The following is a 12,870-nucleotide window of genomic DNA, read 5'->3' on the forward strand; positions in this document are numbered from 1 at the left end:
CGGGCGTATGCCCGCCGGCCGTCAGAACGAAAGCTGGATCGCGAGGTCGATCGCCAGCAGCCCGATCGACAGACCGATGCCGAGAATCACGTTCGGCAGCCGGTGCTCGAAATCGCGATGATCCTTGCGCATCGCCGCGCCGAGCAGGAAGATCGCCTCGACGACGATTTGCAGGCCGACGAACAGCAGCATCAGCAGATACTCGTAGCCCATCTGCTTGAACGCGACGAATTGCATCCCGTGATCGCGGATCCACTGGCCGACGCGCAGCAGTTCGTAGACGAACAGCAACGCAGGGAACAGGTAACTGATGAAGTAGGTCGGCGCGGTGGCGTGCCGGAGTTCGAGGTGGAAGTGCTGATGCGTGGTAGCCATCACAACCCTCCTTGCAATGCATGATTGCGGTCGAGACGGCGGCGCGTGTCGCGTGCAAACTACGGGATTGCCCGATGCACAATGCGCAACCGTACCGCATCAGCATACTGCTGCGCGGGAAATTTGGCATGCAAAGTGTGCGTTCGTTGTAACAATGTGTGTGCGACGTGCGACGCGCTGGCTACGTCCCGCGCCCGCTGCGCTGCATTGGCTGGCTTACGCGATGCCCTTCCGGGCGCTTGTGCGTGCGTCGCCGTTTCGCTTGCGCGCCTTCGATAAACAGCTTCGCGAGTGACTGAAACTCCCGTTTCGAACGGCGCGAGACGAAGGCGAGCGCGACGGCGCTCGGTGCGCGCCTCGCGCAGGAGGATGGGTTGACGCGGGCCGTCAGTGCGATCGAACGCTGGGGACGATCGCGCGCGACGTGAGCCGGCCTGCGGGGATCAGAAATGCCCGGTGAACCGGTAGCGGCTGCCTGGGTGCCACAGGTTGGCGACCGACGCGACCAGCCCCTGCGACCACGTACGCCGATGCAGCAGCAGGCACGGCTCGCGGTCGTCCATCGTCAGGTGGCGGCGCGTGTCGGCATCGGGCATCGCGGCCTCGATCCGGTATTCGACGCGCTGCAACGGCGCGACGCGCGTCAGGTACTGGTTCGGCGTCGTCGTCGTGAAGTCCTGTAATGCGTATTCGGGCGCGCAGGCCGGATTGACCCAGCGCTCCTCGAGTTGCACGGGCGTGTCGTTCTCGAAGTGCAGCACGCGCGAATGAAAGATCGGGCTGCCGGTGTCGAGCTGCAGTTCGTCGGCGAGCTTCGCGTCGGCGACGGCCGCGCCGACCAGCAGCACCTGCGCGCGATAGCCGTGGCCGCGCGCGGCGACTTCGTCGGAGATGCTGCGGATCGCGACGAGCGTCGATTCGTATTTCGGCGACGCGACGTACGTGCCGGAGCCGCGCGTGCGCGTGAGCACCTGTTCGGCCGTCAGCTCGCGCAGTGCGCGGTTCACGGTCATCCGTGCGACGTTGAATTCGCGCGCGAGCTCGTTCTCCGACGGCACCTGGTCGCCTTCCGCCCATTCGCCGGCATGAATGCGCGCGAGGATGAAGTCCTTGATTTCCTGATAGATCGGTGTGGTCATGGGATCACGATTCAGAGTCGGCAGCGGGCCGCCGCCGAATGCCGATCCGGCGCGCGCCCGGCGCCGAGTGTACCGGTTTCGCGGGCGCGCCGGCCCGGATTCCCCGAATGATCCCTGTTCGGCCGGTGCGCGTCCATGCGGGATTGCACAGAGCGGCCGGCCTTCGACAGCCCGTGCGCGGTCAGAACCGATGGCGGATGCCGACCGTCGCGACCACCTGCGTGCGCGTCGACGAAGCCGCGAGCCCCGTGACGTTCGCGAACCCGAGCGTCGCGCCCGACGGCACGCCGAACGCGTGCTGGTACACGGTTTCCGCATACACGTCGGTGCACTTGCTCAGCGCGTAGTCGGTCATCAGCGTCACCTGGTGCCACTTCGGCCGGTGGCTGCCGGTGGCGTCGTCGTAGCGGCCGTCGGTGAACGTATACGTCGTACTGGCGGCCGAGCGCCAGCGCGCCGTACCGGTCGCTCTGCAGGCCGACGTAAGCACGGCGGCCGAACATCGTGTTTCGATAGGACTGCGTTCCGTTGTTCAGGTTGAATCGCGAGTGACGCCTGCGACCGCGCGACTGCGAATTCGATGCACGCGCATCCGGTACGGCTGTCGATCGTGGCCGTGTAGCCGTTGAGCGCGGCGCCGACGGCCTGATGCAACTGGCGCCGCACGATCGCGAGGTTGTCCGATTCGACGTGGATCGACAGCAGCACGAGCGTGTCCGTGGAGGAGCGGCGTCGCGCGCGATCGGGCAGCAGATCGCATGCAGCGGCAAGTTCGGTTCTGGTCGGTGTCATGTGCTCATCCCCGGCCACGTCGTGCTCCGCACCGCGGAGATTTCGTCTTGGACGGCGGCCGTGCTCCACGATGGGTCGCCGCGATAGAGCGTACCCCGGAAGACGTTGCTGACTGGCGAGCGGCGCAAGCGGTGAGCGCATGGTGTCGCGCCGTCGCAAACTGGAACGCTTAATGCTTGTCTCGGGTGATCCTTTCGATGAAGGAGCACCGCGATGAGCACGCCGGCCACCACCGCTTTTTCCCATGTGAAGCCGCAGGACACCGCCTATCAAGGCGAGGGCCTGCGCGACTTCTTCCTGTACCGCGATCTCGGCATCGCCGCCGCGACGAACGGCAAGGTCGTCGCGCAAGTCGTCAGGGCCAATCATGCACCGGTGGCGGGCACCGGCTGGCACCGTCACGAGGCCGAGTTCCATATCGTGATCATGCTGAAGGGCTGGGCGCGCTTCATGTACGGCGACCAGGAAACGCTGGTGGCGGCCGGAGACTGCGTGCACCAGGCGCCGGGGATCGTCCACTACCTGTTCGACTACTCGCCGGACATGGAGTATCTGGAGATCGTCGGGCCTGCCGACTTCAAATCGATCGACGTCGACGGGCCGTGCGCGGTGCCGGAGCCGACGCCGTGGGGCGAGGCCGGGGCGTAGCGTGCCGGTCGGGTGTGCGTTTTCGACGAACCGCCTTCGGGCGGTTTTTTATGGTCCGCCGAGATCCGCGACCGACCTTCCGCTTGCGTCTATTGATTCGAATTCCAAACGGTCACGAAGCTGAAGAACCCGAAAGAAAAGAAAGAGGTTCGTCAGCTTCTACCGTCGATCGACGATGCGATGTCAAAGATCGTCAATTGCACGTCGGCGCGGTGCACGGCCTGCCGACGACCGGCGTTAAGGAGGTACCAGCCGGAGCACCGGCTGACTATCCGGGAGAGTTTCACCATGAACCGCATCGCGAAGATCCTGACGGCAACCGCACTGGCTTGCGCCGTGCTCGTGCCGGCACTGGCCGAAGCGCATCCGCACCGCGTGTGCCACTTCGATCACCACCACCACCACCGCGTGTGCCGCTGGGTGCGGTAACCGTCGCGGTTCCCGGGGAATGCCCCGGACGCTTTCGTCATTCAGGCAAATCAGGAGAGGACCATGAAAAAAACAATGTTGATCGCGGCGCTGGTCGCCGGCATGGGTATGTCGGTCGGTGCGTTCGCGCAGGTTCCGGCCAGCGCGCCGGCCGGCACGACCGGCCTGTGCAAGGACGGCTCGTTCTACTCCGGCGCTTCGAAGAAGGGCGCGTGTGCAGGCCACAAGGGCGTGAAGACGTGGTACGGCGCATCGGCCGCTGCCGCGGCGAGCGCACCGGCCGCAACGGCGGCCACGGCGGCTTCCGCCGCGCCGGCATCGGACACGGTCCCGGCGAAGAGCGCTGCCGCGACGACCGCCGCCGCGCCGGGCGGCGGCGCGGGCAAGGTGTGGGCGAACGACACCACGAAGGTCTATCACTGCTCGACCGACAAGTACTACGGCAAGACGAAGCACGGCAGCTACATGTCGGAAGCCGACGCGAAGGCGAAGGGCTACCACGCGTCGCACGGCAAGGCTTGCTCGTAACGAGCCGGCCCGGCGCGCGAGCGGTTTGCTCGCGCGCCATCCGGATGCAGCAGCACACGTCGCCCCGCCACTCCGGCGGGGCGATTCACTGTGTCGCTACCCGCGTTCAGTGCGCGTGATCCGATTGCGCTTCGGTCGCCGCATCGATCCCGGCCGTGCGCGCATCGAGCAGCGCGCGCAGCGTGACGTAATGGGTGCCGCTTGTGTCGCCTTCCGCATCCGCGGTGCGATCGTACGGCTCGTTGTCGTGAATCGTCGCGCGTACGATCGGATAAATCTGCGCCTCCCATCGGCTGCCGTTGAACACGCCGTAGTGCCCCACGCCCGTTTGGACGTGATGCGTCTTCAGGTACGACGGTAACCCCGAACACAGTTCCTGCGCAGCCACCGTCTGGCCCACTGCGCAGATATCGTCCTTCTCGCCTTCGACCGTCAACAGCGCGGTGCGATGAATCGCCGCCGGTTCGACGAGCCTGTCGCCGACCGTCAGTTCGCCGCGTGCGAGCGCGTACTGCTGAAACACTTTCTCGACCGTTTCCAGATAGAACTCCGCGGTGAGGTCGGCCGTTGCGAAATATTCGTCGTAGAAATGCCGCAACGTATCGGCTTTCGCGGGATCGCCTTTCGCGCGTTCGTAGTACAGATCGGCGAACGACGCCGCATGCCGGTCCGGGTTCATCGACATGAACGCGCCCACCTGCACGAAGCCCGGATACACGCACCGTTGCGCGCCGACGAAGCCCGTCGGCACCACGCTGATCAGGTTGTGCGCGAACCACTCGATCGGCTGGCTCGTCGCGAGTTCGTTGACCTTTGTCGGATTCACGCGGCAGTCGATCGGGCCGGCCATCAGCGTCAGGCTCGCGGGTTGTGCCGGATCGCCGCCGGCCGCCATCAGCGAGACTGCCGCGAGCGACGCGACGGTCGGCTGGCAGATCGCGAGCACGTGCGCGTCCGGGCCGATGTGGCGAATGAAGTCGATCACGTGCGTGACGTATTCGTCGAAACCGAAACGTCCGGCCGCCAGCGGGATGTCGCGCGGGTTGTGCCAGTCGGTGATGTACACGTCGTGATCGGCCAGCATCGTGCGCACCGTGCCGCGCAGCAGCGTCGCGAAATGCCCGGACATCGGCGCGACGATCAGCACGCGCGGCTGGCGCGCGACCGGCCGCGCCTTGCGGAAATGCAGCAGCGTCGCGAACGGCGTGGCCGTGGCCGCTTCCTCGACGATCGGCACCGTTTCGCCGTCGACGACGACCGACGCGATTCCGAACGGCGGCCGTCGGTGCGAGAACGCGCAGCATTCGAGCAGCTCGCACAGCGCGTCGACCATGCGGCCCGTCGGTGTCGACGTCGCCGGCGGCCACAGCGACATCGTCGCGCGCGTCGCGGCCGCCCATGCACGCGCCGGGCGCAGGCATTCCGCAGACCATTGATAAAACGGATAGGCAAGCAGATTCATGACCGTCGCTCGTGACGCCGCATTGCAAGGAACGAGGCAAGCCGTATGCCAGCATGCGGCTGGCACGCGCGTTGCAGCGGTTCGAGGGCGCGGTGGCGCGCGCGGTACGTGATGACCAGGGCGAAGGCAATGCGTCGCCTTGCTGGCCGGGCGCGCGACACGTGCCGCGATGCCGTGCGACGTTGCGCCAGTTCGGCGTACGGGCCGCACAGGCGTGGTGCGCGGTCCGACGGCGCGTCCGTTTACGGTGCAGGGGCACGAATGACATTCAGCAGGGGAGCGACATGGAATCCAATGCACGGACGACGCTGACCATCAGCAGCCGCAATTACTCGTCGTGGTCGATGCGCGGGTGGTTGCTCGCGAAGCTGAGCGGCCTCGCGTTCGAGACGATCAGCGTGCCGATCGACGCCACGTCGCGCGCCGAGCTGCTGCTGCTGTCGCCGTCGATCCTCGTGCCATGCCTGACGCACGACGGCAACGCGGTGTGGGACACGCTCGCAATCGCCGAATACCTGAACGAGATCCGCCCGCAGGCGCGGCTGCTGCCTGACGAGCGCCACGCACGCGCGCATTGCCGGTCGATCTGCGGCGAGATGCATTCCGGCTTCAGCGCATTGCGATCCGCGCTGCCGATGAACCTGCGCGGGCATTTCCCCGGCTTCCGGATCTGGTCGCGCGCGCAGCACGACATCGAGCGGATCGTGACCATCTGGCGCGAGTGCCTGATGGAGTACGGCGGCCCCTGGCTGTTCGGTGCCGAGATCGGCATCGCCGATGCGATGTATGCGCCGGTCGTCACACGCTTCCTGACCTACGACGTGAAGCTCGAATCGGACGTCGCCGAGTACTGCATGCGCGTGCTGGCGCATCCGTTCGTTGCCGAGTGGATCGACGCGGCGAAGGCCGAGCACGAGGACATCGACGAACTCGACATGGAGTTCTGACGCGCGTGCTCGCGGCACGCCTTCAATTTCACTACAGGTGCAAGCGACGAAACGAACGATCGATGGACCCGCGCAACTCGCAAACGTTTCACCTTGATTTTGGTTCAAAACGAGCACGAATGCCCTAAAGGGCGTTGCGCCCGCTGACGTTAAACAAGTCACGGGGATGACTCGCGATCGCATGCTTAAGACGTGCGACGCGCAGTCCGCAACAACCAGCGCAGCAGGGGGATCGACTTGTGAATCGTCAGCAATCGTGGACGCGTACCGCCGCGCCCGGGGAAATCATTTACTCGGAGGGCTTCGCGGGCGAGCCCGTCATCTTCCTCATTACCGACGGCAAGGTCGAGCTGTCCACGCGCTGCGACGACACGCGCGTGATCGTCGCGACGCTCGGCCGCGGCGAGTTCTTCGGCGAATCGGCGCTGCTCGCCGCCGAACCGCGTGCGCATACCGCGAAGGCGCTGTCGTTCTGTCAACTCACGGTCGTGCCGGCCGGCATCCTCGATGAAGAAATCGAGCGTGTGTCCGCGCTGCTGCGTCATATCGTGCGAACGATGATCCGCCGCGTGAAGCGCAAGGACGACCAGTTGGCGACCTATACGCATGCGGACTTCATGCCGGGCGTGCTGTCGTATGCGCACGTGCTGTCGCTGATGGCGGGCGCCGACGCGCGCGAATCGGGCGACACGTGGGCGCGCCGGCCGATGCAGGCACGTGCGGCCGAAACCTCCGTGCCGCTCGCCGAAGTGATCCGCAAATGCCGCGCGATTGCCGGCCATTCTCGGCCTCACGTGCTCGCGATGCTGCGGCGCATGGAGAAGCTCAACCTCGTCACGATCGAAGCCGCGCAGGGTGACGGCGCCGGCGGCGCAACCGACTACGCGACTTCGGCGGACGCGCGCCAGGTCGTCACGTTCGACGCAGCACGTGTGATCGATCGCGCGCAGCAGGTTGCCGATCACGATCTCGACGTATCGATCAACAGCGAGCTCGAACTCATCGAACTGGCCGATCTCGCATCGCTGATTGGCGTCGACAAGACGCTGCTGCTCAACAAGCTGTCTAACGGCGAGATCGCGGAAGAAGTGTTCGCGTTCCGCAAATCGAAGGTGCTCAACTACGTCGAACAGAAAGGCGTTGCGTACTTCTCGCGCCGCAACGGGCGCCGCGGCGGCGACGTGCGCACGCTCGAGGATCTCGTGTGGATCGACCAGCGCACGCTGTTCGACGTGATCAGCGCGTTCGATACCTACGACCTCGCGAAGCTGATCGCGAACCTCGACGATCGCGCGGTGGCCGACAAGCTGTTTTCCGTGATGACCGAGGCGCGGCGCAACGAGGTGTCGTGGGTGATGCGTCGCGAACTCAAGCTCGACCCGATCGAGATCGAGGACATCGAACAGCGCGTGCTGGAGGCCGTGCGCGCGGCGAAGGCGCCTGCGGCGGGTGCGGTGCCCGTCGCGGCGACACTGTCGTCGGACGCGTGATACGGGGGGCGTATGGATCTGTTGACCCTGGTCGGTGTGGTGCTGGGCGGCGCGGCGATCGTGTTCGGGTTCGCGCTGGAAGGCGGGCATTTCTCGATGCTGTTTCAAGTCGAGGCGCTCGTGATCGTGCTCGGCGGCACGCTCGGCGCGGTGATGATCCAGAACACGTGGGCGCGCTTCTTCGACGCGGTGAAGCAGTTGCGGCTCGCGTTCGTGCGGGCGCGCGAAGTCGATCGCAAGAACCTGTCCGACCTGCTCGAATGGGGCGACCGCGCGAAGCTCGACGGGCTGCTCGCGTTCGAATCGATGGACGTGAGCGGCATTCATCCGTTCGCGCGGCGCGGGCTCGAACTGCTGGCGAACGGCGTGTCGACCGCGGTGGTCGAAGATGCGTTGCAGCGCGAACTGGATGCGTACGAACGCAGCCGTCTCGCCGCCGTGCGCGTGTGGCAGCAGGCCGGCGGCTATGCGCCGACCTTCGGCATCCTCGGCTCGGTGCTCGGGCTCGTGCAGGTGACGAGTCATATTCTGGAGCCGGCGCAGCTCGGGCCGGGGATCGCGATGGCGTTCGTCGCGACGCTGTACGGGCTCGCGTTCGCGAACCTCGTGTTCCTGCCGCTGTACGGCAAGCTGCGCGCGCAGATCGATAGCGAGATGCGGTTTCGTAAGCTGTATCTCGACGGCCTGCTCGCGATCTCGCGCAAGGAGTCGCCGCATACGATCGAGACGCGGTTGACCGGCGATGTGCGCGGGCGGGCGGTGGAGTCGCTGGCGTGATTGACGAACCCTGATTCCAGATAGCATGACGGCTCGAACTGACGGCGCATCCGCCGCCGATCGCGACAATCACGAACTCGAAGGCGCGCAGTCGGGGCGCTGGCTGATTTCGTACGCGGATCTCATCACGACGCTGATGGTGCTGTTTCTCGCGCTGTATGTGCTGCAGCTCGCGAAATACAACGCGCTCGATGCGCGGTATCAAACGCTTGCGCGGCAGGCTGGGGGTGCGGTGACTGCTTCCGTCGATGCCGCCAAGTCCGACTCTGCGCCGCCGTGGCTCGCGTTGCTCGATTCGTTGAAGTCGAATGGGCGCATTTCGCTGGTGAAGGCGCCGCACGGCGTCGAGATCGGCATCGACGCGAAGATCCTGTTCAACGTCGGCGATGCACGCTTGCTGCCCGATTCGTCGCCGGTGCTGAACCAGATCGCGCAAGCATTGAGCGAGCATGCGACGGGCGACATCCTCGTCGAAGGCCACACGGACAGCGTGCCGATCGCAAACGCGAAATATGAATCGAACTGGGAGCTTTCGTCGGCGCGCGCAGGGAGTGTGGTGCGCTACCTGACCGAGCGTGGTGTCGCGCCGCATCGGCTGGCGGCGATCGGGCGGGCGAATACGCAGCCGCTCGTCGCGGGGGACGATGTGGCTTCAAGGGCGAGGAACCGGCGCGTCACGATCTTCGTTGCCTACTGATCAGCGTGTTGTATTTTCGTTGTTCCTTGTGCATAGAAGTGGCCGCATATTCTCGCTCTTTAACAACATAACGAATCTCGAATGATCGCTATCTGAAATTTGCGATGCGATTCTGCGCCCGCCTGCCGATAACCCAATCTGGCTCAGACCGAGCGGTTATCGAGGGTTCCCCATGCACTTCTGGCGCAAGCTTTCCATTCAGAACAAGCTGATTCTCAGCATGACGAGTTGCCTGCTCGTGTTCGTCGCGATTTCGAGCGGGCTCAGCGTCCGGCTGATCGGCAACGCGGTGCGCGATCGCGTCGTCCGCGAGGAACTGCCGACCGCCGTGAACGGCATCCGCGCCGACGTGCAGCGCCAGATGGCCGGCCCGATCGCCGCGTCGCGCATTCTCGCGCGCGATGCGTTCCTGCTGCAATGGGAAGCCGACGGCGAACCCGACGCCGGCACGCGCAACTGGATCCAGCTTGCGAAGAACGTGAAGGACGAGCAGAAGGCCGCGTCCGTGCAGTGGGTGTCGGTGAAGAGCGGCAACTACTACAACGAAGCCGGCTTGCAGCGGAAGGTGACCGACAAGGATCAGTGGCTGACCAGCTTCCTGTCGTCTGGCAAGGCGTACGACGTGAACATGGATCGCGAGGTGACCGTCGGCGGCTACATGATGTTCATCAACAGCCGCGTGGAACTCGACGGCGTGCCGGTCGGTGCGGCGAGCATGAGCCTGTCCGTCGATGCGCTCGCGAAGGGTATTTCGGCTTACCGGATCGGCGAGACCGGGTTTGCGTACCTCGTGCGCCCCGACGGCGCGATCATGATGCATCGCGATGCGTCGCTGATCGACGGCAAGCATTTTCTGAAGGATGAGCCGGGGCTGCCGGGCGATGCGTCGTCGACGTTGCTTGCGGGCAAGCCGTATGCGTACCTCAGCTACGAGGGTGATGGTGGCGCGCGTTTCATCGCGACGTCGTTCATTCCGGAGCTGAATGCGTATGTGGTTGTTCAGGTGCCGGAGGCTGAATTGCTAGGGCCGGTGACGCGGGCGATTCGTAGTGCGGCGTTGGTCGCGGCGGTGGTGGGGCTCGGGGTTGCGTTGCTCGTGATCTGGCTAGTGGGACGCGCGATTGCCGCGCCGATTAGGCGTGCGGCTACGCTGCTGTCGGAGATCGCCAGCGGTCAGGGCGATTTGACGCGCCGGATGGCGGTCGAGAGCGAGGACGAGATCGGGCAGTTGTCGGATGCGTTCAATCGGTTCGTGTCGTCGTTGTCGACGCTCGTTCATCGGATTCGTGCGGCTTCGGCTTCGATCGCGACCGGGTCGGCGCAGATTGCCTCGGGGAACGCGGATCTCAGCGAACGCACCGAAGGGCAGTCGAGCAACCTGGAGCGGACGGCTTCGTCGATGGAAGAGATCACGGCCGTGGTGCGCAACAACACTGAGACGGCGACGACGGCCGCGAAGATGATCAATGGTGCGGCGGATATGGCGGCGCGGGGTGGGCAGGTGGTGGGCGAGGTCGTGGCGACGATGGAGCAGATCAGCGATGCGTCGCAGCGGATCTCCGAAATCATCGTGATGATCGACAGTATCTCGTTTCAGACGAATATTCTGGCGTTGAATGCGGCGGTTGAGGCGGCGCGGGCGGGGGAGCAGGGGCGTGGGTTTGCTGTGGTCGCTTCGGAGGTGCGGAATCTGGCGCAGCGTAGTGCGCAAGCGGCGAAGGAGATTAAATCGCTGATCGAGCATAGCGCGGGGACGGTGGGTGCCGGGTCGCGGCTCGTTAGGGAGGCGGGGAAGGTGATGAGTGATGTGGTATCGCAGGTTCAAGGCGTTAGCGCGATGATGAGCGAGATTGCTGAGGCTAGCCTGGAGCAAAGTGCCGGGATCGATCAGATTGGGGATGCGGTGCAGTCTTTGGACCAAATGACGCAGCAGAATGCGGCCTTGGTCGAGGAAAGCGCGGCGGCCGCGGAGAGTTTGAAGCAGCAGGCGGCGGAATTGACCAAGCTGGTTTCGGCTTTTAAGGTGGATGAGTAAAGGCTGATTTGGGGTTTAGGAGTTGTACGTTTCCGAGGACGGCTACCGTGGGGTCACGGTGGCCGTTTTGCATTCGGGTTTGGTCTTGGCGATGTCAGACAAGAATAAAACGCATTTTCAAACTGAAAGTCGAGGGTGGCGGTGGTCGGCCCCACAGCGCTCACGGCTACAAACGCCGGCCACGGTCCGTCGAGCCTAGCTGGATTGCGATAATATCGACGCGAGACTCACTGCCTGATTGGCCACAGAATTCCGCCGCAAGTCACAAGCTTTGGGAATGCCATCTTGAATAAGTCAGCGTTGAAACTTACGAAACCGCGTGTTCCGTTGTTGCGGGCAGGTACCACATACACGCTTGTAATGCATGTCGGAGCTGCGCTTGCGATGACCATGCTTTGGTCAAGTTTCGCAAGCGCAGCTCCGCAGTCCATTCTACGTTTTGCATTGCCTGGTGGAGCAGCAGTGCGCTATAGCAACGCTGCGAATCCTCAAGATCCATTGCCCCGTCGGACCTGGAAGAAAGCGGTCTTCTCCTTTCCGAACGGAATGACGTTTGGCTTGCTGCCGCGAGCAGGTGAATCGAGCGCCGGCGGCGGAACGCAGATGGAGCCTCCCAACAAATGGGATATCTCACCTTCTGGTCAATATGTAATCGTTATGCGAAACGATCAGGGAACAGTGTTCATGGGGCAAGGGCAACCGGAAACGGTGCTGAACCGGGAGTACTGTTCCATGATAGAGATAAAAACGGGCTGTATTACGGCTGAGCAAACCGGAGAGATTTGCGGAGCGGGATGGCAACCAAATCAAGGCGCCCAGTGGGGAACAGATGCTCAAACTTCTATGATGCTCACGCGAGATCGTCCTTCGGCAAGTAATAAGTTGACCTCCATCAATGCAGGACAGCCCGCACATTTGCTGATGCGCGATGCTTCGGGGGCTGACAATCTCTTGCGGTGTGACCCACTTTCATCGACCAATCGCGAGTCCTATCGAAAAATCGCCGCAGCTCTAAAGGCGGAAGGGGCCCGCTTCGATGCGCAACTGATCGAGACGACGCTTTCGAAAGGCTCTGCCCCCTCTCTAGGTATGCCGGTAGCGCAGGAAGCGGATGCTGAAGGCCCGCCCGCCGCGGTTTCGGTCGCAAAAGCGACTCTTTTCATGTCCCCCGACGACGCGACCGCAAGTCGAGCCTATCTCGTCCAGAATGATGTCGTAACTGTACTGAAGCAGTCTCCTACTGGCTGGGCCTACGTGGATTACGTTAGCGCATCCGGTAAGCATTTGCGTCGTTGGATCAAAGCCGATCAGATCTCGATCAACCAATGATGCAAGTCACCAAGCCCCTGTACTTGTCGTCGAAGAGTACGACGATCAAAACGACGCGTACCTTCTAATATGGCGGCGTGCCTCGGACGGGCTCTACTCGACTGAGTACCTCGTCAAACGGACGGAGCATTTCGACCCACAGTACTCATTGTCCTTCTGGGGCAACGTCGCGGGGCAAGGAGTTTTTGGGTCTATTTGCGACGCGAGGGCTCATGCGTCGGC

The 12,870-nt window shown here is 63.8% G+C and carries 13 protein-coding genes; 9 read left to right on the forward strand and 4 right to left on the reverse strand.

Going from position 1 to position 12,870, the window contains the following annotated elements:
* Window positions 1–21: 21 nt before the first annotated feature.
* The 3 genes from QZM72_RS14700 to QZM72_RS14710 form a co-directional block, all read right to left on the reverse strand.
* A complete protein-coding gene (locus QZM72_RS14700; RefSeq protein ID WP_301738484.1) occupies window positions 22–375 on the reverse strand; it encodes a hypothetical protein in 354 nt (117 codons plus the stop codon).
* Window positions 376–818: 443 nt separating this feature from the next.
* The gene (gene hutC, locus QZM72_RS14705) at window positions 819–1,514 is read right to left on the reverse strand and encodes a histidine utilization repressor (RefSeq protein WP_069618629.1); all 696 of its coding nucleotides are present in this window, start codon (window positions 1,512–1,514) and stop codon (window positions 819–821) included.
* Between the two features lie 181 nt (window positions 1,515–1,695).
* Window positions 1,696–2,004 carry a hypothetical protein gene (locus QZM72_RS14710; RefSeq protein WP_301738485.1) on the reverse strand — a complete coding sequence of 103 codons (309 nt, stop codon included), beginning with the start codon at window positions 2,002–2,004 and terminating at the stop codon, window positions 1,696–1,698.
* A gap of 515 nt (window positions 2,005–2,519) precedes the next feature.
* Between QZM72_RS14710 and QZM72_RS14715 the strand changes: the two genes are divergently transcribed.
* From QZM72_RS14715 to QZM72_RS14725, 3 genes are all read left to right on the forward strand, one after another.
* Window positions 2,520–2,954, forward strand: coding sequence for a cupin domain-containing protein (locus QZM72_RS14715; RefSeq protein WP_301738486.1), 435 nt, complete (start codon window positions 2,520–2,522; stop codon window positions 2,952–2,954).
* A gap of 288 nt (window positions 2,955–3,242) precedes the next feature.
* Complete coding sequence (locus QZM72_RS14720) at window positions 3,243–3,383, forward strand: HHHH-motif protein (protein WP_301738488.1); 141 nt, start codon at window positions 3,243–3,245, stop codon at window positions 3,381–3,383.
* A 63-nt stretch (window positions 3,384–3,446) separates the two neighbouring features.
* Window positions 3,447–3,911 (forward strand): hypothetical protein, encoded by a 465-nt coding sequence (locus QZM72_RS14725; protein WP_301738489.1) that lies wholly within the window; start codon window positions 3,447–3,449, stop codon window positions 3,909–3,911.
* 106 nt (window positions 3,912–4,017) lie between these two features.
* On the opposite strand, the gene QZM72_RS14730 is transcribed toward QZM72_RS14725, so the two are convergent.
* Window positions 4,018–5,373 (reverse strand): polyhydroxyalkanoate depolymerase, encoded by a 1,356-nt coding sequence (locus QZM72_RS14730; protein ID WP_301738490.1) that lies wholly within the window; start codon window positions 5,371–5,373, stop codon window positions 4,018–4,020.
* A 284-nt stretch (window positions 5,374–5,657) separates the two neighbouring features.
* Between QZM72_RS14730 and QZM72_RS14735 the strand changes: the two genes are divergently transcribed.
* The 6 genes from QZM72_RS14735 (at window position 5,658) to QZM72_RS14760 (ending at window position 12,648) form a co-directional block, all read left to right on the forward strand.
* Window positions 5,658–6,320: a glutathione S-transferase family protein gene (locus QZM72_RS14735; RefSeq protein WP_301738492.1), complete on the forward strand. Its 663-nt coding sequence runs from the start codon at window positions 5,658–5,660 to the stop codon at window positions 6,318–6,320.
* Window positions 6,321–6,559: 239 nt separating this feature from the next.
* Window positions 6,560–7,810 (forward strand): Crp/Fnr family transcriptional regulator, encoded by a 1,251-nt coding sequence (locus tag QZM72_RS14740; RefSeq protein ID WP_301738493.1) that lies wholly within the window; start codon window positions 6,560–6,562, stop codon window positions 7,808–7,810.
* Window positions 7,811–7,822: 12 nt separating this feature from the next.
* A complete protein-coding gene (locus tag QZM72_RS14745) occupies window positions 7,823–8,587 on the forward strand; it encodes a flagellar motor protein (protein WP_301738494.1) in 765 nt (254 codons plus the stop codon).
* Between the two features lie 25 nt (window positions 8,588–8,612).
* Window positions 8,613–9,284 (forward strand): OmpA family protein, encoded by a 672-nt coding sequence (locus tag QZM72_RS14750; protein ID WP_301738495.1) that lies wholly within the window; start codon window positions 8,613–8,615, stop codon window positions 9,282–9,284.
* A gap of 172 nt (window positions 9,285–9,456) precedes the next feature.
* Window positions 9,457–11,319 carry a methyl-accepting chemotaxis protein gene (locus QZM72_RS14755; protein ID WP_301738497.1) on the forward strand — a complete coding sequence of 621 codons (1,863 nt, stop codon included), beginning with the start codon at window positions 9,457–9,459 and terminating at the stop codon, window positions 11,317–11,319.
* Between the two features lie 384 nt (window positions 11,320–11,703).
* Complete coding sequence (locus QZM72_RS14760; protein ID WP_301738498.1) at window positions 11,704–12,648, forward strand: hypothetical protein; 945 nt, start codon at window positions 11,704–11,706, stop codon at window positions 12,646–12,648.
* Window positions 12,649–12,870: the final 222 nt, after the last annotated feature.

The organism is Burkholderia sp. AU45388 (assembly GCF_030481585.1).
GTDB lineage: Bacteria > Pseudomonadota > Gammaproteobacteria > Burkholderiales > Burkholderiaceae > Burkholderia > Burkholderia sola.

Bases quoted from the DNA above. Each gene is read 5' to 3' on its own strand.
- QZM72_RS14700 (WP_301738484.1), bottom strand. From the start codon at position 375: ATGGCTACCACGCATCAGCACTTCCACCTCGAACTCCGGCACGCCACC.
- hutC (WP_069618629.1), bottom strand. From the start codon at position 1,514: ATGACCACACCGATCTATCAGGAAATCAAGGACTTCATCCTCGCGCGC.
- QZM72_RS14715 (WP_301738486.1), top strand. From the start codon at position 2,520: ATGAGCACGCCGGCCACCACCGCTTTTTCCCATGTGAAGCCGCAGGAC.
- QZM72_RS14720 (WP_301738488.1), top strand. From the start codon at position 3,243: ATGAACCGCATCGCGAAGATCCTGACGGCAACCGCACTGGCTTGCGCC.
- QZM72_RS14725 (WP_301738489.1), top strand. From the start codon at position 3,447: ATGAAAAAAACAATGTTGATCGCGGCGCTGGTCGCCGGCATGGGTATG.
- QZM72_RS14730 (WP_301738490.1), bottom strand. From the start codon at position 5,373: ATGAATCTGCTTGCCTATCCGTTTTATCAATGGTCTGCGGAATGCCTG.
- QZM72_RS14735 (WP_301738492.1), top strand. From the start codon at position 5,658: ATGGAATCCAATGCACGGACGACGCTGACCATCAGCAGCCGCAATTAC.
- QZM72_RS14745 (WP_301738494.1), top strand. From the start codon at position 7,823: ATGGATCTGTTGACCCTGGTCGGTGTGGTGCTGGGCGGCGCGGCGATC.
- QZM72_RS14750 (WP_301738495.1), top strand. From the start codon at position 8,613: ATGACGGCTCGAACTGACGGCGCATCCGCCGCCGATCGCGACAATCAC.
- QZM72_RS14755 (WP_301738497.1), top strand. From the start codon at position 9,457: ATGCACTTCTGGCGCAAGCTTTCCATTCAGAACAAGCTGATTCTCAGC.
- QZM72_RS14760 (WP_301738498.1), top strand. From the start codon at position 11,704: ATGACCATGCTTTGGTCAAGTTTCGCAAGCGCAGCTCCGCAGTCCATT.